This is a genomic window from Sorangiineae bacterium MSr11367 (assembly GCA_037157805.1).
Lineage (GTDB): Bacteria > Myxococcota_A > Polyangia > Polyangiales > Polyangiaceae > Pendulispora > Pendulispora rubella.
Genome location: CP089983.1, coordinates 12,975,586 through 12,995,749 on the forward strand (window position 1 = coordinate 12,975,586; position 20,164 = coordinate 12,995,749).

General features: G+C 64.8%; 17 protein-coding genes. 9 read left to right on the plus strand and 8 right to left on the minus strand.

Going from position 1 to position 20,164, the window contains the following annotated elements:
- The first annotated feature begins 182 nt into the window (after positions 1-182).
- Positions 183-377: a hypothetical protein gene (locus LVJ94_50635; GenBank protein ID WXB05141.1), complete on the plus strand. Its 195-nt coding sequence runs from the start codon at positions 183-185 to the stop codon at positions 375-377.
- On the opposite strand, the gene LVJ94_50640 is transcribed toward LVJ94_50635, so the two are convergent.
- From LVJ94_50640 to LVJ94_50650, 3 genes are all read right to left on the minus strand, one after another.
- Complete coding sequence (locus LVJ94_50640; GenBank protein ID WXB05142.1) at positions 374-1,021, minus strand: hypothetical protein; 648 nt, start codon at positions 1,019-1,021, stop codon at positions 374-376. The genes LVJ94_50635 and LVJ94_50640 overlap by 4 nt on opposite strands.
- A 43-nt stretch (positions 1,022-1,064) precedes the next feature.
- Positions 1,065-3,590, minus strand: coding sequence for a penicillin acylase family protein (locus tag LVJ94_50645; GenBank protein WXB05143.1), 2,526 nt, complete (start codon positions 3,588-3,590; stop codon positions 1,065-1,067).
- Between the two features lie 69 nt (positions 3,591-3,659).
- Positions 3,660-5,630, minus strand: a complete 1,971-nt coding sequence (locus tag LVJ94_50650) for a DUF885 domain-containing protein (protein WXB05144.1) — start codon at positions 5,628-5,630, stop codon at positions 3,660-3,662.
- Between the two features lie 329 nt (positions 5,631-5,959).
- On the opposite strand from LVJ94_50650, the gene LVJ94_50655 reads away from it, so the two are divergent.
- A complete protein-coding gene (locus tag LVJ94_50655) occupies positions 5,960-7,141 on the plus strand; it encodes a Gfo/Idh/MocA family oxidoreductase (GenBank protein ID WXB05145.1) in 1,182 nt (393 codons plus the stop codon).
- Between the two features lie 21 nt (positions 7,142-7,162).
- A complete protein-coding gene (locus LVJ94_50660) occupies positions 7,163-8,173 on the plus strand; it encodes a sugar phosphate isomerase/epimerase (GenBank protein WXB05146.1) in 1,011 nt (336 codons plus the stop codon).
- Positions 8,174-8,255: 82 nt separating this feature from the next.
- Here the strand turns inward: LVJ94_50660 and LVJ94_50665 are convergent, their stop codons facing one another.
- Both LVJ94_50665 and LVJ94_50670 read right to left on the minus strand, forming a co-directional pair.
- Positions 8,256-9,245: an amidohydrolase family protein gene (locus tag LVJ94_50665; GenBank protein ID WXB05147.1), complete on the minus strand. Its 990-nt coding sequence runs from the start codon at positions 9,243-9,245 to the stop codon at positions 8,256-8,258.
- 98 nt (positions 9,246-9,343) lie between these two features.
- On the minus strand, positions 9,344-10,042 hold the full coding sequence (locus LVJ94_50670) for a pirin family protein (protein ID WXB05148.1): 699 nt from the start codon (positions 10,040-10,042) through the stop codon (positions 9,344-9,346).
- A 180-nt stretch (positions 10,043-10,222) separates the two neighbouring features.
- Between LVJ94_50670 and LVJ94_50675 the strand changes: the two genes are divergently transcribed.
- The 4 genes from LVJ94_50675 (at position 10,223) to LVJ94_50690 (ending at position 15,025) form a co-directional block, all read left to right on the plus strand.
- Complete coding sequence (locus LVJ94_50675; protein ID WXB05149.1) at positions 10,223-11,602, plus strand: FAD-containing oxidoreductase; 1,380 nt, start codon at positions 10,223-10,225, stop codon at positions 11,600-11,602.
- 17 nt (positions 11,603-11,619) lie between these two features.
- The gene (locus LVJ94_50680) at positions 11,620-13,236 is read left to right on the plus strand and encodes a tannase/feruloyl esterase family alpha/beta hydrolase (GenBank protein WXB05150.1); all 1,617 of its coding nucleotides are present in this window, start codon (positions 11,620-11,622) and stop codon (positions 13,234-13,236) included.
- Between the two features lie 755 nt (positions 13,237-13,991).
- Positions 13,992-14,288, plus strand: a complete 297-nt coding sequence (locus LVJ94_50685; GenBank protein ID WXB05151.1) for a hypothetical protein — start codon at positions 13,992-13,994, stop codon at positions 14,286-14,288.
- Positions 14,285-15,025, plus strand: a complete 741-nt coding sequence (locus LVJ94_50690; protein ID WXB05152.1) for a hypothetical protein — start codon at positions 14,285-14,287, stop codon at positions 15,023-15,025. The genes LVJ94_50685 and LVJ94_50690 overlap by 4 nt, the downstream gene beginning before the upstream one ends.
- A 26-nt stretch (positions 15,026-15,051) precedes the next feature.
- Here LVJ94_50690 and LVJ94_50695 read toward each other — a convergent pair whose 3' ends face one another.
- The 3 genes from LVJ94_50695 to LVJ94_50705 are packed head-to-tail and all read right to left on the minus strand — an operon-like array spanning position 15,052 to position 17,941.
- Complete coding sequence (locus tag LVJ94_50695) at positions 15,052-15,696, minus strand: ABC transporter ATP-binding protein (GenBank protein WXB05153.1); 645 nt, start codon at positions 15,694-15,696, stop codon at positions 15,052-15,054.
- On the minus strand, positions 15,684-17,000 hold the full coding sequence (locus LVJ94_50700; GenBank protein WXB05154.1) for a hypothetical protein: 1,317 nt from the start codon (positions 16,998-17,000) through the stop codon (positions 15,684-15,686). The genes LVJ94_50695 and LVJ94_50700 overlap by 13 nt, the downstream gene beginning before the upstream one ends.
- Positions 16,997-17,941, minus strand: coding sequence for a LysR substrate-binding domain-containing protein (locus tag LVJ94_50705; GenBank protein ID WXB05155.1), 945 nt, complete (start codon positions 17,939-17,941; stop codon positions 16,997-16,999). The genes LVJ94_50700 and LVJ94_50705 overlap by 4 nt, the downstream gene beginning before the upstream one ends.
- An 88-nt stretch (positions 17,942-18,029) precedes the next feature.
- Between LVJ94_50705 and LVJ94_50710 the strand changes: the two genes are divergently transcribed.
- Both LVJ94_50710 and LVJ94_50715 read left to right on the plus strand, forming a co-directional pair.
- A complete protein-coding gene (locus tag LVJ94_50710) occupies positions 18,030-19,463 on the plus strand; it encodes an aldehyde dehydrogenase family protein (GenBank protein WXB05156.1) in 1,434 nt (477 codons plus the stop codon).
- A gap of 30 nt (positions 19,464-19,493) precedes the next feature.
- Positions 19,494-20,162, plus strand: coding sequence for a hypothetical protein (locus tag LVJ94_50715; protein WXB05157.1), 669 nt, complete (start codon positions 19,494-19,496; stop codon positions 20,160-20,162).
- Positions 20,163-20,164 lie beyond the last annotated feature (2 nt).

Genomic DNA, 20,164 nt, shown 5'->3' on the forward strand with positions numbered 1-20,164 from the left:
TCGGGGGAGGCGCGCAGCACGTGCCCGTGCGCGCGCCCGGGGCTGCTCGGCCGGTGATCGAGATCGATCGGTACGAAGCGTGATGGACCATCGTCGAGAATGGCCTGGCGGTAGCTGGGCGACACGCGAAGCAGGGTCCGTGCGCGGTCGACGCGACGGGGTAGCTCGAAATCGTACTTGGGATGAAGTGGATCGATCAGGTAGGCATGAGGGTTTCCAACGTCGATCAGATGGCGATCGTCGAATGGAAACAAAAATCCGAGTTCTTCTTCCTTACCTTCCGCAACACCACGCGACGCTCGCCGTCGGGAAGCAGTGCCATCCCGAGCGACGGGTTCGAGTCCCGGAAGAGCAGTTGCCGCGAGTTCACGCTCTAGATCGAAGCCGCAACCGGGTCGCGATCGTGAACGAGAATGCGCTGTCCGTTGGTGGCATAGCGGAGGTTGCGAGCTTGCTGGGTCGGGCCGAATTCCGTGACACGCCCGTTCGCGAGATCGACGATGGCCAGTCTCGTGTTCTTCTGGGCGTCGAGCGCCAACATCGCCACGGCGCCTTCGTCCGGCGCGACCGCGAGATCGGCGAGGTGCGCCAAGGACGAAGGCAACGGCCACATGGCGAGTGCCGCCCCCGTGCGCACGTCCCACACGAAAAGCTCGACTGGCCCATCGTGCGAGCCAGTGACCGAAACGACGCGCGTTTCGTCGGACGACCATGCATAGCTGGCATGCTCGCGTACGGGGGGCGACCATCGATCGTCGCCCGAAATGTCATGAAGGGAAAGCAGCTCCTTCCCGAAGCCCACCTGCGGATCGCCGCTGCCGACCATCGCGGGCATGGGCGCGATCGGGTGCCGAAACAAGCTCTCGCAACGAGCGGGCGGGGTATTCCCTTCGCGCACATCCCTGATGGCGAAGCCGCCCTCGGCGGATGGCCCCGAGGTCGCGCGCATGCTGGGCCGGGGGCCGCAGCCGCTGCAAATCACGCCGAGCAACGCCAACCACGTGCTCGAAGGAAGCGCCATCCTCCGTGGTACGTGCGGATGGCGCATTCTATTCAAGGCCCTTCTACTGCTCGATGACCTGCACCGTCAGCCCAGGATCCGTCGCGATCTCCTCGGGGGCGAACAGGACCTTTCGCCATTTCTTGGCCAGAAAAAGCTCCGTTTGGCTGGTGAAGGCACGCGCGTCCTGGTTTCCGGTCTCGCCGTAGGTCAGCAGCGCGTCGGCGTGAACGGCACCGTGGGGCGCGAACTCCATGGCCAGGATGAAGCTCGAGCCGTAGTTGACGACGTAACCGTCGGCGGTGAGGCCCGACGCCGCATTGATGGGCGTGCCGCGAACGGAATAGCGCTCCTCGGACGACGAATTGTTGGCCGTGCCGTACGTCATCACATTGGTCGCGCCCTCTCGGCCGTTGCTGCCATTCAGCCCGAAGCGCTGTTTGCGTTTGCCTCGGACGATGAACTGGACTTGGCCCAACGGCGCATCCAACGCAACATGCGCCGCCTTCAACGTGTCCACCGCCTGGGCAAGCTTGTCGAGCAGAGGATCGTCTCCCTCGGCCGGCGCGGGCTTCAGCGTGTGGGGCGTCGTCACGGGGTTCGAAGGATCGAAGGGTGTGGCGAAGAGCTCCCCGCCCGCGAAGAGGCTCTCGTTCGTGTACGCGCCCATGAATTCGCGCCAGACGATCGCTCCCACGCTGTCCAAATCGAATCGCCCGTTCCATTGTGCGAGGAGGGAGCAAGCCTGGGTGATGTCCACCGGCCGGCCTTGGTGGTGGCCCGTCGTCTTTCCACGGCAGCGCGCGACCACCTGCGGGAGCAGCAACTCGGAGGTCAGGTTGCGGTTGCTCAACACGGTGGCCTTCACCTCGTCCAAGGTGAATCGGCCGTCGGGCCCCGATGCGCCATTTTCCGCGGTCTCGGTCAGATATACTGCATTCATCCGCGTGCGCGCCGATTGGGGTTGCCTCTCCAAACCATGGAGAAACGAATACCCCACCAAGGGCTCTGCAGGATTCGCCAGCCAATGTCCATCGTTGGCATTGAAGACGAAGTCCTGGCGCGCAAGTTTGGGCATCTGCGCATAGGGCACCAGGCCCGGGGAGCGTGCGCCATCTTCGGCGACCCATTCGTTGGTGGGATCGCTCCCATCGAGAACGATGAATTGCAGCTTGGCCATGGCCTTGCCCGGGAGGCTCGCAGGATCGGCCAGATCGGCGCCGAGCCGCGCCAGGGCCGGGGCGCTCAAATGCGGCGTCGCCGAGGCGTCCGCGTACCAGGTATTTCCCTGCCGATCCGTCGCCATGGTGTTGACCCAGGGAATGCCTTGGGTGGTGGCGAACACGGATTGGAATTCCTCGAGGCTCTTGGCCCGATCCATGGCCTGGAACTGCGCCGTGAAGTTCGTATTGTCCAAATTGGCATCGCGGTAGGTGAGAGCGTGTTCCGCGTTCCACATGAACGGCTCACCGGGAAGCTCCGTCGGAATCGAGAGAACGGGACCATAGTGGGTCGTATAATACGTTCGCGATTCTTCTTTCACCGAGCCGTCCGGCTGGCGAATGGCCACGGTGAGCGGATGCTCCGTCATGGTCCGCTCTTCGTTGCCGTAAAGGTAGTGCGTGGGCTTTCCCGGAACCAAACGTAACGCATAGCCCGTGAAGCGCCGGCCGGCGGAAAAGGTGTGCGTCCACGCCACATCGCGGTTGAATCCGAGCAAGACACCGGGAAATCCGATCAACGTGGCACCGTACACGTCGAGCTCTCCGGGCACGGTCAAATGGCTCTCCCAGAGCCGCATTTCCCCTTCCCATGGAAAGTGCGGATTCGATAGCAACATGCCCAAACCGCTTTTGGATCGGCTCGAGCCGATTGCCCAGCCATTGCTGCCAATTTCGTTTTCGCGCAGACGCTTCATCGCCTCCGAAGGATCGAGCGTTCCCGTAGGCGCCCCGCCCGGTGGCTGCGCCGATCCGATGGCGTCGATGAGCCGCGAGGCGCTCGCCGTGAGGGCGAGGTTGATATGGTACGCGAGCAGCTCCTTGGCCGTCATCGCGCGCAACCACGGCTGGCCTTTGCAAAAGCCTGGAACGTTCTGCGCCCCGGTATCGGCCAGGTACTTGTTGAAGCCCGCCGCATACCCCTCGAGCACGTCGCGCACGGGGGCAGGCTGCTTCCCGAACGCTTCCTCGGCGCGGTGCGGAAGATCCAATAGACGATAGGCGAAATCGCTCGTCACGTGCGCGCGACCGGGGCCCTCGCCCAGGTACTTGGCGCGCTCCCCGCGCACCTTGAGGATCTGATCGGCGAGGGTGCACGCATGATCCTCGGCGAGGGCATAGCCCTGACCAAAACCGATGCTCCCGAAGTTTGGCGCCGTGATGTGCGGAATGCCGTGTTGGGTTCGCTGAATCACCGCCCGATAAACGGGGCCAGGTCGCTGCTCCTGCTCGACGCGGCCCCCGGGGGCGGGATCACTGCATCCATTCGACGAGATCAACGAGAACAGCGCGAAGGCTTGACCGACGGGCCATAGCCCGTGGCGCCATCGAGGAGCCCCTCGATGACGCCAAGCAAATGAGAAAGACATCGTCTTTGGATAGACCGAATGCCTCCTTCGTCGAGCCGAAAATGCACGCTTCTACACTTGCGCCGATATTTAGAAGCCCGAGAGGAACTGCTCGCGGAAGTAGCCCGGCGGAATCGTGCCCTGTTTCATGAAGCGTACGTGGAATTCCGTTGCAGAGAAGCGGTCTCCAGCGCGCGCTTTGGCCTCCGTACGCAAATCCAGAATGGCCTCTTTGCCGAGGCGGTACGTGATGGCTTGGGTGGGCCATTTCGAATAGCGGAAGATGGCGCCGAAGGCATCGTCGCAGCTGGCCTTTTTGGTCTCGTCCGTCGCGCCTTGGCAGGGGCCCGGCAGAAAGTCGACGACCTGGGAGAAGAGGTCCTGGGCTGCTTCGAAGGACAGGCGACCGAGGTGAATCCCGGTATCGATCCGCACGCGCACGTCCCGCGTCAACTTGCCTTTCAGCTGATAGAGGCGTTCGTCCGAGCTGTAGAATCCGTGCTCGTAATTGGGCTGCGGCTCCGCCATTAGCGCCTCCGAATAGAGCGCCCAGCCTTCGGCCGCCCCGGAGTCTTCCCACATGGAGGACGAGTCCTCCACCGCCCCGGGCGTCAACCATCGGACGCGCGCGATGTCATTGCGGTACTGCGTCATGACCTTGTAATGCCAATCGTGGCCGGGGAACCCTTCGTGGGCGGCCAAATAGGCGAGTGCGGAGGCATTGTTCCTCGCCAGGGAAACCGGATTGTTCTTCGTCGGGCTCACGTAAAAGCGTCCGACCCCCGATTCCTTGAACGGCGGTGCCGGATAATACGCCGCACCGCTGATCGATCCTTGGAGCGGCGGCGGCGTGACCGTCACGTCCAATTTGTACTCGTTGGGCATCTCGAAGAGGCCCGTCTTGCGCGCATAATCGACCAATCGCTCGCCCGCTTGGCGGTACCACGCGACCATTTCGTCGTCGTTCTTCGGGGCCTTTTTGGAGAGCTCGCCGAACACTGCGCGCACCACCTCCATGTCGTCCACGGGCAAGGCCAGATTGCGTTCTTGGCCGATGATCCGCGACAGTTGCACCATTTCTCGCTGCGTCGATTCGATGACCGCCTGGGCCTCTTCGTAGAGCTGCGCCGCCGGTTTGGTGAGGCGCAGGTTGTTGCGAAGTGCCCAATTGTATTCGGCCTCACCGAGCGCATACCGATCCGCCTGGAATGCCGCCTTCAGCCCAGCTTTCTCGACGACGTCTTTCTTTACCTCGACGAAAAACTCGCTCGCCACGAACTGGTGCAACGCTTCGTACGCGGCAGCGGCCTCGGCGGAGGCGTTGCGCACGGCGTTCAAGAGTGCATCGCGCTGCGCCCCGCCAATGCGCTCGGCGGCGATGTCCGGGAGCGTTTTCCGGAAGTATTCGGCATCGGCCACGGCCGAGTCGATGCCATTGATGCGCAGCATCCGCCAATCGGCGGTGTTGCCGCTGGCGATGCCCGCGCGAAGCTGATCTTGCGCGCGCTGAAGGTACGCGCGCACGGCGCCGACACGCTCGATCACGCGCTGCCACTCGGCCTCGGTGCCGTATTTGCCATTGCCGGCGTCGGTCATCCCTTGAAGCTGCCAATCGACACCGCGGAAGGGCTCGTCCAGATAGGTATCCAGCGAGCGCTCTTGGTATTTGCGCACTTGGTGCAGGTGGAGCTGAAATTCGATTTGCGCAAGCGCCACGTCGCGGTCGATCTGGTGGGCGGCCGAAAGCGCATTCCGATCCAAGGCCTCGAGGCGCTGCTTGAAGCCGCCGAGCGCCTGATCCTCTGCGGCGAGCGCCGATGCCGAATGATCGCGAAGCCGTCCGTCCACGTTGGCGAGCTTGGCATCCAGCGCGGCACCGCCCAAATACGTGGCTACGACCGGATTGCGATCGAGAAAGTAGAGAACGTAATCTCGTTCGACGGCCGAATACTTCGCATCGGCCGAGCTGTCGTCGGGGGGATTGTCGTCGGACGAGGAACAAGCGACGCACGCCCACGCGAAGAGCGCTGCTGTCATCGCGCGCGAAAGGAATTTAGTCATTCTTCCCTACTTAGTCCCTTCGTCCGGCGTGGCCACCGAAAATCGCGCCAACGTGAATGGCGTCTTCGCAGTACGATTCGTGAATGATGCCGACCCACGCACCTCCGTCACGACCTTGTCGCCATTGCCGTGGCTCGTCGTTCGTCGTTTGCTTCGCGCACGACGTCAATGCCCTAACGGTGGCGGCCGGTGGACGAATCGTCACCACGGAGATCGGCGATCCGTTCTGCAGGCGGTAAATCGAGGAACGACGTTCCGTCTCGACGGAGCGCCCAGCTCGCTGTAATGATGATCTGTCTCATCGAAGCTTGACCGTAAGGAGGACGACCTTGAGCAATCCGTTGCGAATCGGAATGGTAGGTTACGGCTTCATGGGCGCCGCCCACTCGCAGGCCTGGCGTACGGTGCATCGCGTCTTCGATCTGCCGCGCGGTGTCGATATGGCGGTGCTCTGTGGGCGCGATGCGGCGCAGCTCGAGCCGGCCGCGCGCAAGTTCGGCTGGCGGGAAACCGAGACGGATTGGCGCGCCTTGGTGGCCCGCAAGGACATCGACGTGATCGACGTCGTCACACCCGGTGACAGCCACGCCGAGATTGCCATTGCGGCGCTGGCGGCCGGCAAGCACGTCTTGTGTGAAAAGCCGCTGGCCAACACGGTGGCGGAGGCCGAGGCGATGACCGCGGCGGCTGCGCGCGCGGCCCGCGAGGGTGTGCGAGCGATGTGCGGGTTCAGCTACCGCCGTGTGCCGGCGGTGGCGCATTTGCGCGCGCTCATCGCGGCGGGGCGCATCGGGGCGGTCCGCCACGTGCGTGCGGTGTACTTGCAGGATTGGATCGTCGACCCGGAGTTTCCGCTGGTCTGGCGTCTGCAAAAGGAGCGCGCCGGCTCGGGCTCCCTCGGCGACATTGGTGCGCACATCCTCGATATGACGCAGCACGTGACCGGCGAGCGCATCACCGGCGTGGCTGGGCTCACGGAGACCTTCGTGCGCGAGCGGCCCCTGCCGGTGGCGAGCACGGGACTTTCGGCCAGCGCCGAGACGAAATCGCAGGCGCGCGGCCGCGTCACCGTGGACGATGCGGCGGTCGTTCTGGGGCGGCTCTCCGGCGGAGGCCTCTGCACCTTCGAGGCCACGCGTTTCGCCACGGGCCGCAAGAATGCGTTGCGCATCGAGGTGAACGGCTCACTCGGTTCGCTCGCCTTCGACTTGGAGCGCTTCAACGAGCTCGAATTCCACGCGGGCGCGCGCGCGGGCACCGAGAGCGGCTTCACGCGCATCCTGGTCACCGAGCCCGAGCACCCGTACATTGCCGCATGGTGGCCGCCCGGGCACATCATCGGCTACGAGCACGTGTTCACGCACCAGGCGCGCGACTTCGTGCATGCCATTGCCGAGGGCACCGAGCCCTCACCCAGTTTCGCCGAGGCGCTGGGCGTGCAGCTCGTGCTCGAGGCGGTGGAGCGCAGTGCCTCACGCAACGCCGCCTGGATGGACGTTCCCGCCGTCTGACGTCGACCAAGGAGAAAAACGATGCCCCGACCAGTCACGTTGTTCACCGGCCAATGGGCCGATCTTCCGTTCGAAGAAATGTGTCGGCTCGCCTCCCAGTGGGGCTACGACGGGCTCGAAGTCGCCTGCTGGGGCGATCACTTCGAGGTCGACAAGGCCCTCGCCGACGACGGTTACGTCCGCCGCAAGCGCGAGCTGCTCGAGAAATACCGACTTCGTGTGTTCGCGATCTCCAATCACCTCGTCGGCCAGGCGGTGTGCGATCATCCCATCGACGCGCGGCACAAAGGCATTTTGCCCGCGCGCATCTGGGGCGACGGCTCGCCCGAGGCCGTGCGGCAGCGGGCTGCCCAGGAGATGAAGGACACGGCGCGGGCTGCCGCGCGCCTGGGCGTCTCCACCGTCGTGGGCTTCACCGGCTCGTCGATCTGGCACACGGTGGCCATGTTCCCGCCGGTTCCCGAATCGATGATCGAGGCCGGATACCGCGATTTCGCCGACCGATGGAATCCCATTCTCGACGTGTTCGACGAGGTGGGTGTGCGCTTCGCCCACGAAGTACACCCGAGCGAAATCGCCTATGACTATTGGACGACGAAGCGCACCCTCGAGGCCATTGGCCGGCGGCCCGCCTTTGGCCTGAATTGGGATCCTTCCCATTTCGTCTGGCAAGATCTCGATCCGGTGAACTTCATCTTCGATTTTGCCGATCGCATTTACCACGTCGATTGCAAAGACGCGAAGGTGCGCACCGGTGACGGCCGCCGGGGCCGACTTTCCTCGCACCTGCCCTGGGCCGACATGCGCCGCGGATGGGACTTCGTCTCCACCGGCCATGGCGACGTGCCCTGGGAAGACTGTTTCCGCGCGCTCAATGCCATCAAATACGACGGCCCCCTTTCCATCGAATGGGAGGACGCCGGCATGGACCGCCTCGTCGGCGCACCCGAAGCACTTGCCTTCGTGCGCCGCCTCGCCTTCGACCCTCCGTCTGCCGCCTTCGACGCGGCCTTCAGCTCCGATAGGGGCTAATGTATTTGGCGCGCCAGGCTGCGAGGCAGTTTGGCGCGTCTTTCGTCGAGGAGGAACCGCCCATAAACCCTTCTTGTCGCCATTAGAGCTTCAGGAATCGCACCGCGTTGTCGTGGAAGATATCTCGCTTTTCGGAAGGCGTTAGAAAGGTGGCCGCGTCGACGGCTTCGACGGCCATGCCGATGGCTTCGGGCCAATACATCTGATCGGATCCGAACATGATGCGCTTGCCCAAGCCGGCCCGCACCAGCGCCTGAAGATAGGAATGGAACTCGCTTCGCGGCAGGATCCAATCGATGGCGCCTAGATCGGTATAGACTTGCGGGTACGTCTTCATCACGGCAATCGTTTCCTGCAGGTACGGCCAGCCGCCGTGCATCAGGTTCACGCGAAGCTTCGGGTGACGATTGAGGGCCTCCTCGATCCAGATGGGATTGCCGTGACTCGCGCGGAGGTTGCGGCAGCACTCGTCGTACGAAATGCCTGGAGGCCCCAACCCGGTATGAAGGGATACCGGGATGTCGAACTCCTCGGCGAGGGACAGGTAAGGGTCGTACTTCGGATCGCTCAGCGTGAGACCGGCGTACATGGCGGAGACCTCGCCCAATACGCGCAGCCGGTGATCGGCAAAGTCTTTTCGCAAGACGCGGAGGTCGGGCAATGGGATCTCGGCCGAGCCTCTCACACCTGCACCGGCGAAGATGCGATCGGGCGCGGTTTCGCGCCAATGGGCGGCGACCGCGAGACGATCTCCGTCCCCGCCGCTCACCACGCCCTTCACGATGTTCAGTCGTTTCATCTCGGAGAGGCACGCCTGGAGATGCGCCTCCCCGTCCTTCACGGTCAGGGCCTTGCCCGTGGCCGGGTTGGTGAGGGAGGCCGCGAGCGCCACATTCGCCGGATAAGCATGCATGTGAACGTCGATGATGGGGCCCCGATCCTCCCCGCGCGTCGAAGCACTGGTCGGGGTCGTCGTCTGCGCCGGCACGGCTCGCGGACTCGCGGAAACAGCCTGGCAGCCCACGAGTGCGGCCCCCGCGAGCACGATATGGAGAAAGTCTCTTTGTCTCATGAACAAGGCATTCTGGGCCGCCTGCGCGAGGTGCGCGCGTACAGGTGGCCGGCGAAGAGTACGTTCGGCTGATTTTCGACCCGGGGAAAGGTCGATTCTCACGCAAGGTCGAACACGAGGACCTCGCCGCCATCGATGCCCTCGATGCGGACGCTGCCCTCGCCGGTGATCGCCGCACCGTCGCCCGGTTGGAATTCGCGGCCATTGACCCGCACCCGTCCGCGCGCGGCTTGTACCCAGGCGTGTCGCCCGGGGCGCAGGGGCAGTTCGCCCGATTGTCCTTCGCCGAAGATGCCCGCATATACGATGGCGTCGGCATGAATGGTGACGCTGCCATCGCGCCCATCGGGGGAGGCGACGGTGCGCAAGCGCCCCTGCTTCTCTTCGCGGGTGAACGTCTTCTGCTCGTAACTCGGGGCGATGCCGCGCTGCTCGGGGATGATCCAGATTTGGAGAAAGTGCACCGGATCGGTCTTCGATGCGTTGAACTCGCTGTGCACCACGCCGCTGCCTGCGCTCATACGCTGCACGTCGCCTGGGCGGATGACCGAGCCGGTCCCCATCGAGTCGCGGTGCTCCAAGGCACCGTCGAGCACGTACGAGATGATTTCCATATCGCGGTGCGGGTGAGCGCCGAAGCCTTGGCTCTTGGCCACGCGATCTTCGTTGATGACGCGGAGCGCGCGAAACCCCATATGGTCTGGGTCGTAGTAGCCCGCAAAGGAGAAGCTATGAAAGCTGTCGAGCCAACCGTGGTTGGCGTGGCCGCGCTCTTGGGCCGGTCGAACGGTCATCATGATGAGAACCTCACTTCCATGGCTACAGCATGCTTCCGCTGAATCATCTGGTAAACCGGCAAACGTTTGACGTTGATCATCTACGAAGGAGATGGTCCGTGAAGCCGTCTCCGAAACCGCTATCGTCGAGGGCACCATGAACAACGAGAGCTCTTCCCTAGTTTCCATGCAGGTGCGCCCATGACCCGGCGCTTCGATGCCATCGTTCTGGGGGCCGGTCAGGCGGGCCCTTCCCTGGCAGGCCGCCTCTCCGCCGCGGGGATGAAGGTTGCGCTGGTCGAGCGCAAGTTCTTCGGCGGCACGTGCGTGAACACAGGGTGCATGCCGACGAAGACGCTCGTGGCCAGCGCGCGGGCCGCCCACGTCGTGCGGCACGCCCGCGACTACGGGGTCCTCGTCGAGGGCGCCGTCGGCATCGACATGGCCAAGGTCAAGGCGCGGGCCCAAACGGTGGCGACCAACGCGCGCAACAACGTGGAGAAGTGGCTCCGCGGCATGGAACATTGCACCGTTCTGCAAGGTCACGCCCGCTTCGAGTCGCGCGATACCGTGGTGGTCGGCGAGGAACGCCTCTCGGCGGAGCGCATTTTCATCAACGTGGGCGGGCGCGCCAGCATCCCGCCGCTGCCGGGGATCGATCGCATTCCGTACCTCACGAATACGTCGATGCTCGAGGTCGACTTCTTGCCGCCGCACCTGGTGGTCATCGGCGGCAGCTACATCGGGCTGGAGTTTGCCCAGATGTACCGGCGCTTTGGCAGCAAGGTCACAGTCATCGAGAAAGGCCCCCGCATCGTCGCGCGCGAGGACGAGGAGGTCTCCGATGCGCTCAAGGGCATTCTCGAGAACGAAGGCATCGAGTTTCGTTTGGGCGCCGAGTGCATGGCCTTCGAGGCGCAGGCCGACGGTGTGACGGTTCGGCTCGATTGTGCGGCCGGTGACCGCTCGGTGACGGGATCGCACGTGCTGCTCGCCGTGGGCCGTCGGCCGAACACCGACGACCTCGGTCTCGACCGAGCGGGTGTCACCCTCGACAAGCGCGGCTACATCGTGGTGGACGACCAATTGCGGACCAACGTGCCAGGCATCTGGGCGATGGGAGACTGCAACGGCCGCGGTGCGTTTACGCACACGTCGTACAATGATTTCGAAATTATCGCCGCCAATCTGCTCGATGACGACCCGCGTCGTGTGAGCTATCGCATTCCCTGTTACGCGCTTTACGTCGATCCACCGCTCGGTCGCGTGGGCCTCACGGAATCCGAGGTCCGGAAAACGGGTAAGCCCTACCTCGTTGGCAAGCGCCCGATGACGCGCGTTGGCCGAGCCGTCGAAAAGGGCGAAACGCAGGGCTTCATGAAGGTCGTTGTCGATGCGGCCACCAAGAAAATCCTGGGTGGCACCATCCTTGGCATCGAGGGTGACGAGGCCATCCACGGTATTCTCGATACGATGTACGCGGACGCTCCCTATACGACATTGCAGCGCAGCGTTGGGATTCACCCGACGGTATCGGAGCTGATTCCCACGATGCTAGGAGAATTGAAGCCGGGGGCGTGAGAGAATCGCGCCCATCCATGGGCAAGCGCGTTTCGCTTTGGGGTTGGGTCGGCGTGGTCGGCATCGTTTCTTGTCACGATGGAGGAGGGCCCGCCGACTCGCCGCCTCCGGCCGTCGTTCTGCAAAGCGCCGCGTCCGCGTGCACGGCGCTTCGCACGATGCCGCGGGTGGACAGTGCGAAGCTTATCGCCTCGAGCGGTGAGTACTGCCAGGTCAATGGGCACATCCCGCCGACGGATCCCAAGGCGCCGTCGATTTACTTCCAGGTGAACCTGCCTACGAATTGGAACCGCAAGGCGTTGCAATACGGGGGCGGTGGATTCGATGGCACGCTGATCTCGGGCGTGGACCCATTGGACATGGCGCCCGTCGGGACGCCGATACCCCTCGCGCGCGGGTACGTGACCTTCGGGGACGACTCGGGGCATCAAAGCAAGAGCATCACGGACGGCTCCTTTGCCGCGAACGACGAAGCGTTGGCCAACTACGGCGGATTGGCGCTGAAGAAGACCCGCGATGCCGCGGCGGCGCTGATCGAAGCACGCTATGGGGCGCCCGCCACGAGGACGTATTTCTACGGGAACTCGACGGGGGGGCGCGATGGCCTCACCGTGATACAGCGCTGGCCGGCGGACTACGATGGCATCGTGGTGAATCGCCCGGCCTTGAACTACACCGCCGTGCGTCTGAGCAATGTCCGATTGGGGCGCGCGCTCTATGGAAACAATGGGAGCGGTTGGCTGAACAAGACGAAGATCGTGCACCTGCAAAACGCGGTCATGGCCGCGTGCGATGCGTTGGACGGTGCGACCGACGGCCTCATTGCGAATGTGGTGGCCTGCCGGGCCAAGTCGGCGGCGATCCTGAGCGCGGAACGCTGCGCGAACGGCGCCGACACCGGGAATACCTGTTTGTCGGATGCGCAAATCGCCACGGTGCAAACCGTCGCGTCGCCGTTGTCATTGCCCTATCCGCTGGCCAATGGCGTGACCCGGTATGCGGGTTACGATATCCTCGCGGGCGCCGTTTTCGCGGGGCGGTACACCACGCGCGACTTCGGCAATTCGCGCAAGCCATCGAATCCCGCCAGCAAGGACGACGCCAACCAATGGGTGACCGGCGACCAATGGGCGAAATACTTCATTGCGCGCAATGCCAAGTTCGAGTCGCTGACCCTCGATCCCTCGAACCCCGGCGCGTACCAAACCCGCGTCCAAGACGTCTCCGCCCTCTGCGATGCCACCAGCAGCGACGTCTCGGTATTTCGCAACAAGGGCGGCAAGATCATCATGACGCATGGCCTTGCCGACGAGATCATCAGCGCCGGTTCCGCCGTGGAGTACTACGAAGCCTTGGTCCAGCGTTTCAGCGGCCCCACCGTCGACGAATTCGTTCGCTTCTACCTGATGCCCGGTGTCGGCCACGGCACCGGGCCATTCCTCCCGGCCATCGATTCGCTGGCCGCATTGGAACAATGGGTCGAATCGGGCACCGCCCCCGAAACTTTGACCATGGCCGATCTCCACGAGGACACGCACGGCCGCACCCGCCCCCTCTGCCGCTACCCCGCCTGGCCCAAATACGTCAGCGGCAACGTGCAAAGCGCGAGCAGCTTCCGCTGCGTCGCGGAGTGAACCCCTTAACGACGGCGGGGGCCGCGGGGTGTCCGGGACAGGCACAACGTCGTCCGGGACAGGGGCCGCGCGGCACGGCGCGGCACATTTTTCGATGGATGAGGGTTGGCCTGAGAATGGCACTGCCTCGGGTCAGGCCTTGGAGCGAGCTGCTCCGGACATCTCGCTGGCAAGGTCGCAGATCAAGATGATGGGTTACCGCAAGGTATGAGTGGGAGGTAACAGCCGTCCGCGTGCCCGAGAAGGCAGGGAACCAACGCCCAACGGCGTCCAGCTATCGGGAACGACACGTGGCCGGTGACGGGAAGCGCTGTGGGCGCGGACCGGTGGCCGAAGTCCTCGTTGGGGAAACAGCAAAATCTGCTCGCATCCACCGGACCTTTTCTACCCTCATTTTTGTCTGGCAGAGAGAAGGCCAGAAGAAGCACGTCTGAGATTGCGCGGAGCGCGATCACGCACCCGTGTATCTGCCCTCCGCCCGTCGCGCGCGGTTCTCCCCATCCGAGTCGTGCTTCACTCCGAAACCAGGGGCCCCCCCTCGGACGGCCATCTCCAAAAGCGCGGGCGTCCGCCGGCGTGCTCGAGCGCTCGCGCGGTGTAGCGTTTTGCCTCTCGGCCTCGACGGATACCTCCGTCGCCTGCCCCGTCGGAGGCGGCTCCTTCGAGAACCGATGGTTGGCGCGGATCGTGCGGGTGGCACGACGAACGAACTCCGTTCACCTGGGGGGCCAGTTTCTCATCAGGAGGACTTGCCAGTGAACTCGCTTCGAAACCTTCCCATCATCCTCCAATACGAAGAGGACGGTATGGTCCACGCCCATTGCCCGCTGGTGGCCGGCTGCGAATGCAAGGCGCCCACGCGGAACATGGCGTTGCGGCAGATGGAGCAGATCCTCAAGCGCGCTCGGGATGCGGGCAACATGAACATCCATGGGCGCAAGTACGAGGTCGTGCATTTGGCCATTGCACCCACCACCACGGGTGGATTTGGCGGACGAAAGCTCGCCGAGAAGCCGCAGCGAGAGTCAGGAACGCCGCGGATCGAGTCGTGAGGGGGCAGCCAGACGTCGTGGCGGCCCCCCGTGAAAGGGATCGCAGCGTATGGCCGCGCGGAGAAGGGCGGTGGCCGAAGTTCCTTCGCAAGAATGGTCTCTCGGTCGCCGCCCTGCTGCTCTTTTTGGGCTCGTTCATCGGGCAAGCCCTGACCGGCTTCCACGTGGCCAACGAGCAAGCACGCGTTCACCACGACATCCCTGCGACCTTCGGCCAGTACCTCGCCAGTGGCGACTTCATGGAGGCCGTCTTCGAGAACTGGGAGAGCGAATTCTTGCAGATTGCACTCTTCGTGGTGCTCACCAAGTTTCTTCGCCAACGGGGTTCGTCCGAGTCGAAGGCGACCGACGGCCCCTCGGACGTCGACGAAGACCCCAACGAGAAACGCGGCGACCCGAACGCACCGTGGCCCGTGCGGCGGGGTGGCATCGTGCTCGCGCTCTATCAGCGATCCCTCTCGCTCGCGTTGCTCTTCCTCTTCGCCCTCTCGTTCGCGCTTCACGCTGTGGGCGGTGCAAGCAAGTACAACGAAGAGCAACTCCGCCACGGTGGAGAAGTCGTCACCACGTTCGTCTACGTCGGGACGGCGCAATTCTGGTTCGAGTCATTTCAGAATTGGCAAAGCGAATTCTTCTCCATCGCCTGCCTCGTCCTTCTCTCCATCGTGCTCCGCGAACGCGGCTCTCCCCAATCGAAACCCGTCGCGGCCCCCCACTCCACGACCGGGGGCGGTTGACGCTCGGGGCACGGGCTGCAGCGCTATTACCGCGCGTTCCGCGAAATCGCCCCCAGCGTCCCGTTCTCGAGAATCATGGATGTCGCGGAGAGCGATGTAAGGAACGGCATATCGTTCGTCGATAGAAGGACCGCACCGCCTTCGTGCGCATGGTCGCGCAAGATCGTTCCAACGAGCCCTATCCCCTCTGGGTCGATCCCATTCGAGGGCTCGTCGAGGACGAGAACGTCCGGATCTCCCAGGAGAGCGGCGAGAAGGAACGCGCGTTTGCGCTGTCCGAACGACAGTGTCCCCAGGCGCTGGTTCCAGGTTTCATCGAGCCCGAGCTGTTGGCGTCGTGCCCGTGGACCCTCGTCGCGAACACCCTTGAGCGCGGCGACCAGATTCACGAATTCGCACACGAGAAGCTCGGGCAGCACCTCGGTGGCATCGGGGACATAGCCGATTCCACGCCTCCCGGCCGGGTCGTCGCCCGAGACGGACACTCCGCGAACGCGCACCTGTCCGCGATCTGGAAGAATGACGCCGGCGACGATTCGCAGCAGGGTCGATTTTCCGGTTCCGTTGGGACCGACAATCGCCAAGACTTGCGACGGGGCGCATGAGAACGATACCGCGTCGAGGATTCGGCGACCGCCGAGGTACTTCGTGAGCGTGTCTACTTCGAGCATGGTTCGGACGATGAGGCGAGCAGGGGACGATGGTTTCGGCTCCGCAAGGCGCGCGGGAAAAAGCACACGGTCACGAGCGCGACGGATAGCCAAACGATGGGCATGGCTTGCTCCAAGGCCATCGCGGAAAAGGCGGCCACGAGCACGAAGAGCGCCGCCACCGCGAGCACGCGTTTGGCGTCCCGTGCTTCGTCACGAATGCACCAACGCGAGGCGTGAACGGTGATCGCGGCGCTCGATGCCCCCGTCACGATGCTCTCGAGCGCAATCGCCAAGCCCGACGCGCTGTCCACGCGGGCTGCGAGGAGCGCGATGGAGATGTGCATCCCCGCGAGTACCGCACCAAAAAGCGCCGCGGCCATGGCCGTCGCGACGTGGCGTTGACGTGCCGGGACCGCGTTGGCGTCGAGCAACCACGCCATGCCGCGCTCCGCGCGAAGGAGCGGCCCAGCGACGCCGAAGGACGCGAGCACGATGGCCGGCACCCCGAATGCGTTCGCGAGGGCCGTTTGGGCTCCGACCGTCGTCGCTTCGCCCGCACGGAAGGCCGCGTAGGCGCAGGTCGCGGAAGCCACGGCCAGTGACGCGCCACGGACCAAAATCGCCGTGTGCCCCCGCACGATGATCGCGCCGACGGCGGTTGCCAGCGTGAGCAAGCGTGAGCTGCGGCGAACCCAGACGTAGTGGGTTCGGCGTCCACGTTCCGGGGCACGCGCCCAGGTATCGCCGAGCACGAGGGGCAGGACCGCCAAGGACGAACCATCGATCGCGAGTGACGCGAGCCACGCCGTATCGTGCGAACCCCATCGAGCTCGCGTGGGTAAGGGAGCGACGATGGCCGCCACCGCGACGACCCCAGCTACGATGCGAGGGATCGATAGACCCGGGGCGATCATGACCGCATGGGCCGTTGCCGCGATCAGGACGACCGCGCCTCCCGCAAGCAGCCCGCTGCCGCGCCCCCAAATGTATCCCCACGGAAGCTCGGCCAACACGAGAAACCCCGCTTGAACGCGCAAGAGTGTCGCGTGGCGAATGGGCAAGGAGCGAAGCCAGAACGTGGAGGGCGATGCAAGGAGCGCACGTGCCGCCGGCAGGGTGAAGACGAGCCAGACCATCCACATCACGGCCCGGACGCTTCCATAGCGAGGCGAGGACAGTACCTCGATGGCCTCTTCGTTCAGCAACACCTGCCACACGACGAAGAGCGCCAAATACACTGGAAGGGCCGCACGAAGGGCATCCCGCCCGGCCGTGCGCCCCAGCGCGACGGTGAGCATCCATATGTCCGAGCGCCGTGTCATCCGTCGATGGGCTTCTGGCATGCGAACGGATGCTCGATGGCCTCGATGACCGCTCGTTCTTTCTCTCTCACGATCCGCGCGGCGGCGACGAAATGGTCGCTCAATCGATTGGGCCGATCGCGGCGGCGGCCGATGCCCAGGGTACTGCCGGGAAGGTCTTCCACCGGCACGTAGGAGACACCGGCGTGCGGCAAAAAGCGCACGACGGCGGCGGGGGTGACGCTGCAGGCGAGGCCCATGGCGACCATGCCGATTTCCTCGGTTTGGGAGCTCGTGTCGATGATGCGCGCCGTTCCGCCGCCGCGGAACGCCGTCAAACTCCATTGCGCCCGGTACGCGGGATCCGTCGAGCGGGCCACGGCGATCGGCTCGTCGAGGAGCTCGCCCACGCGAACCGACGTGCGGCCCGCGAGGCGGTGCGTCTTTGCGAGGGCGGCCACCACGGGCTCGGTGAACAACGGCTCGAAGTCGAGTTGCGACAGCGTCACGGGCGGGCGGATGAACGCGACGTCGGCCCATCCTTCCGCGAGCCCCGCCGATGGATCCTCGAGCGCGAACTCGCGCAGGTCGAGCGCGATGTTCGGGTGCTGCCCGCGGAATTCCTCCAAAATGGCGCCTGTCAGCTCCAGGGCTGCACCCGGCACGAAGCCCACGTGCAACGTTCCCGTCACGCCGCGCCCCTCCCGTTCGGCCGCCGCTGCACCTGCCTCGAGCGCCTCCAGCGCCGTGCGCGCCGACTCTAGAAAAATCCGCCCTGCCGGGGTCAGCTCCACACTGCGCGTCGTCCGTCGCAAAAGCGGCACCCCCACCAGCTCCTCCAGCTCGGCGATCTGCTTGCTCAGGGCCTGCTGCGCGATTTTGAGATGCTCGGCCGCGCGGCTGAAGTTCAGCTTGTCGGCGACCGTGAGGAAATAGCGCAGTTTTCGGGTGTGCAGATCCACAGCCAAACGATTGTAAATCGGTTCCGGAAAAGATGTTTCACAGCCTTCTCCGCGGCACCTAGCGTCCCTGTTTGGAGGAGAGCCACCCATGCCGACATCCGACGAAGCTGCCATCGCGCACTTGCACCAGGCTTTTGCCGCGCAGAAGGCCGCGTTCGTGCGCTGCCTCTACCCCAGCATCGATGAACGCCGTGGCCACATCGCGGCGCTCATTCGCATGATTACCTCGCACCGCGCACGCATCAAGGAAGCGCTTCGCGCCGACTTTTCGGTGCACCCGGAGGCCTTCAGCGACCTCGCCGAAGTGCTTGGCGTCGTGACCCGCGCCATGTACGCCGCCGAAAACGTCGCCGTGTGGGCCGCCGACGAAGAGCGCTTCACGGATCCGTCGATCTTCGGATCCGCACGGGCCACCATCCGCCGCAGGCCCAAGGGCGTCATCGGGAACATCGTCCCGTGGAATTTCCCCTTCGACCTTTCCCTCGGCCCGCTCGTCGAGATGCTGGCCGCCGGCAACCGCGCCATCATGAAGCCCTCGGAGTACACGCCCGCCTGTGGTGAGGTCTTGCGCGAAATGATCGCGGCGACCTTCGCGCCCGATCACGTGACCGTGGTCGCCGGCGGTGTGGATCTCGCCCGCGCGTTTTGCAACATGCGCTGGGACCATCTGCTTTACACCGGAAGCCCGGCCATCGGACGCGAGGTGGCCAAGGCGGCCGCGCAGAACCTGGTGCCAGTCACCTTGGAACTCGGCGGCAAGAGCCCCGTGCTGCTCCACGACGATGCCATCACCGCCGAGAACGTCGCGCAGATCCTCGGGGCCAAGGCCATCAAGAATGGCCAGATGTGCATTTCCACGGACTACTGTCTCGTGCCGCGGGCGCGCGTGCCCGACTTCGTGCGCCACGCGCGAGCGCACATGCTCGAGCGCATGCCTGGCTATTCGCGCTCGGACGACTGCGCCGGCATCATCAGCGAACGCCACCTCGATCGCCTCGTGGGCATGCTCGCCGAGGCACGCACGCGAGGCTGCGAGGTCATCACGTTGGAGAACGATGCGCAGGTCGACCGCGCCACCCGCCGCATGCCGCTCTCGCTCGTGCTCGACCCGCCCGAGGATCTCGCCCTCATGCAGGAGGAAATCTTCGGCCCCATTCTGCCGATCAAGTCGTACGACTCGTTGAACGAGGCCATCGACTACGTGAACGGCCGCGAGCGGCCCCTCGCACTCTACGTCTTTGCCGCCGACGAGCAGGTCGCCGAGGACATCCTCGGGCGCACCATCTCCGGCGGGGCCTGCATCAACGCCTGTGCGGCGCACGGGGCGGTGCCCTCGCTCGGATTCGGCGGCATCGGCGAAAGCGGCACCGGCCGGCACCACGGCATCGACGGCTTCCGCGAGTTCTCCAACCCGCGCGGCGTCTTCGTGCGCGGCAAGGGCGATTTGTTCGACGCCTTCACGCCGCCTTACGGTGAAATGGCCAACCAGATTGCCGACTTCGCGCTCGGGCCCAAGTCGTAAAGGATGCGCCGGTGCGGCTTGGTGCTCACCATGCTCACCATACCCGTGTGCCTCGCCGCGCCGTCCGTCGGCGCGGCGCAGGAGAGGTGTCCCGATGCCGAGGTGCGCGTGCGCTTCATCCGCGAGCACCTCGAGCGCGACGCCGCGAACGCACGCACGTGGAGCCTCGGCTGGGGCCTCACCAGCGTCGGTGTGGCGGCAGGGTCGCTCACCCTCGCGGCCTTCCAGAGCGACACCAACGCACGCACCGGCGGGTACGTGTGGAGCGGCGTCTCCCTGCTGCCCGCGGCGATTCTCCTGCTTTTTCCCCTCCGTGTGATGCGCGATGCCCGCAGCCTCGACGCGACGGCGCCCGCCGATTGCGAGGCGCTGGCCCGCGCGGAGGCGCTGCTCGAGCGCGACGCGGATCAGGAGGCGGCCGGCATCGCCTGGTACAGCCACGCCGTGGCCATTGGCTTCAACGTGGGGCTCGGCGCCAGCCTGGGGTATGCGCTCGATGACTGGGGCAACAATGCGCTCTCGGCGGGCATCGGGATCGCGCTCAGCGAGCTTCAGATCCTCACGCAGCCCACGGGAGCCCTCCGCGCGCGCGAACGCTACCGTGCGGGCGCGCTCGAGGCTGCGCCGGCCCCCCGAGCGTGGCTCTCGCCCCTCGTCCTTCCGCATACGCGCGGCATCGCCGTGGCCGCCCGCTTTTAGCC

Excerpts from the sequence above, each read along its gene's own strand:
- LVJ94_50635 (WXB05141.1), top strand. The coding sequence starts at position 183 with ATGAAGTGGATCGATCAGGTAGGCATGAGGGTTTCCAACGTCGATCAG.
- LVJ94_50640 (WXB05142.1), bottom strand. The coding sequence starts at position 1,021 with ATGGCGCTTCCTTCGAGCACGTGGTTGGCGTTGCTCGGCGTGATTTGC.
- LVJ94_50645 (WXB05143.1), bottom strand. The coding sequence starts at position 3,590 with ATGTCTTTCTCATTTGCTTGGCGTCATCGAGGGGCTCCTCGATGGCGC.
- LVJ94_50650 (WXB05144.1), bottom strand. The coding sequence starts at position 5,630 with ATGACTAAATTCCTTTCGCGCGCGATGACAGCAGCGCTCTTCGCGTGG.
- LVJ94_50660 (WXB05146.1), top strand. The coding sequence starts at position 7,163 with ATGCCCCGACCAGTCACGTTGTTCACCGGCCAATGGGCCGATCTTCCG.
- LVJ94_50665 (WXB05147.1), bottom strand. The coding sequence starts at position 9,245 with ATGAGACAAAGAGACTTTCTCCATATCGTGCTCGCGGGGGCCGCACTC.
- LVJ94_50670 (WXB05148.1), bottom strand. The coding sequence starts at position 10,042 with ATGATGACCGTTCGACCGGCCCAAGAGCGCGGCCACGCCAACCACGGT.
- LVJ94_50675 (WXB05149.1), top strand. The coding sequence starts at position 10,223 with ATGACCCGGCGCTTCGATGCCATCGTTCTGGGGGCCGGTCAGGCGGGC.
- LVJ94_50680 (WXB05150.1), top strand. The coding sequence starts at position 11,620 with ATGGGCAAGCGCGTTTCGCTTTGGGGTTGGGTCGGCGTGGTCGGCATC.
- LVJ94_50695 (WXB05153.1), bottom strand. The coding sequence starts at position 15,696 with ATGCTCGAAGTAGACACGCTCACGAAGTACCTCGGCGGTCGCCGAATC.
- LVJ94_50700 (WXB05154.1), bottom strand. The coding sequence starts at position 17,000 with ATGACACGGCGCTCGGACATATGGATGCTCACCGTCGCGCTGGGGCGC.
- LVJ94_50710 (WXB05156.1), top strand. The coding sequence starts at position 18,030 with ATGCCGACATCCGACGAAGCTGCCATCGCGCACTTGCACCAGGCTTTT.
- LVJ94_50715 (WXB05157.1), top strand. The coding sequence starts at position 19,494 with ATGCTCACCATACCCGTGTGCCTCGCCGCGCCGTCCGTCGGCGCGGCG.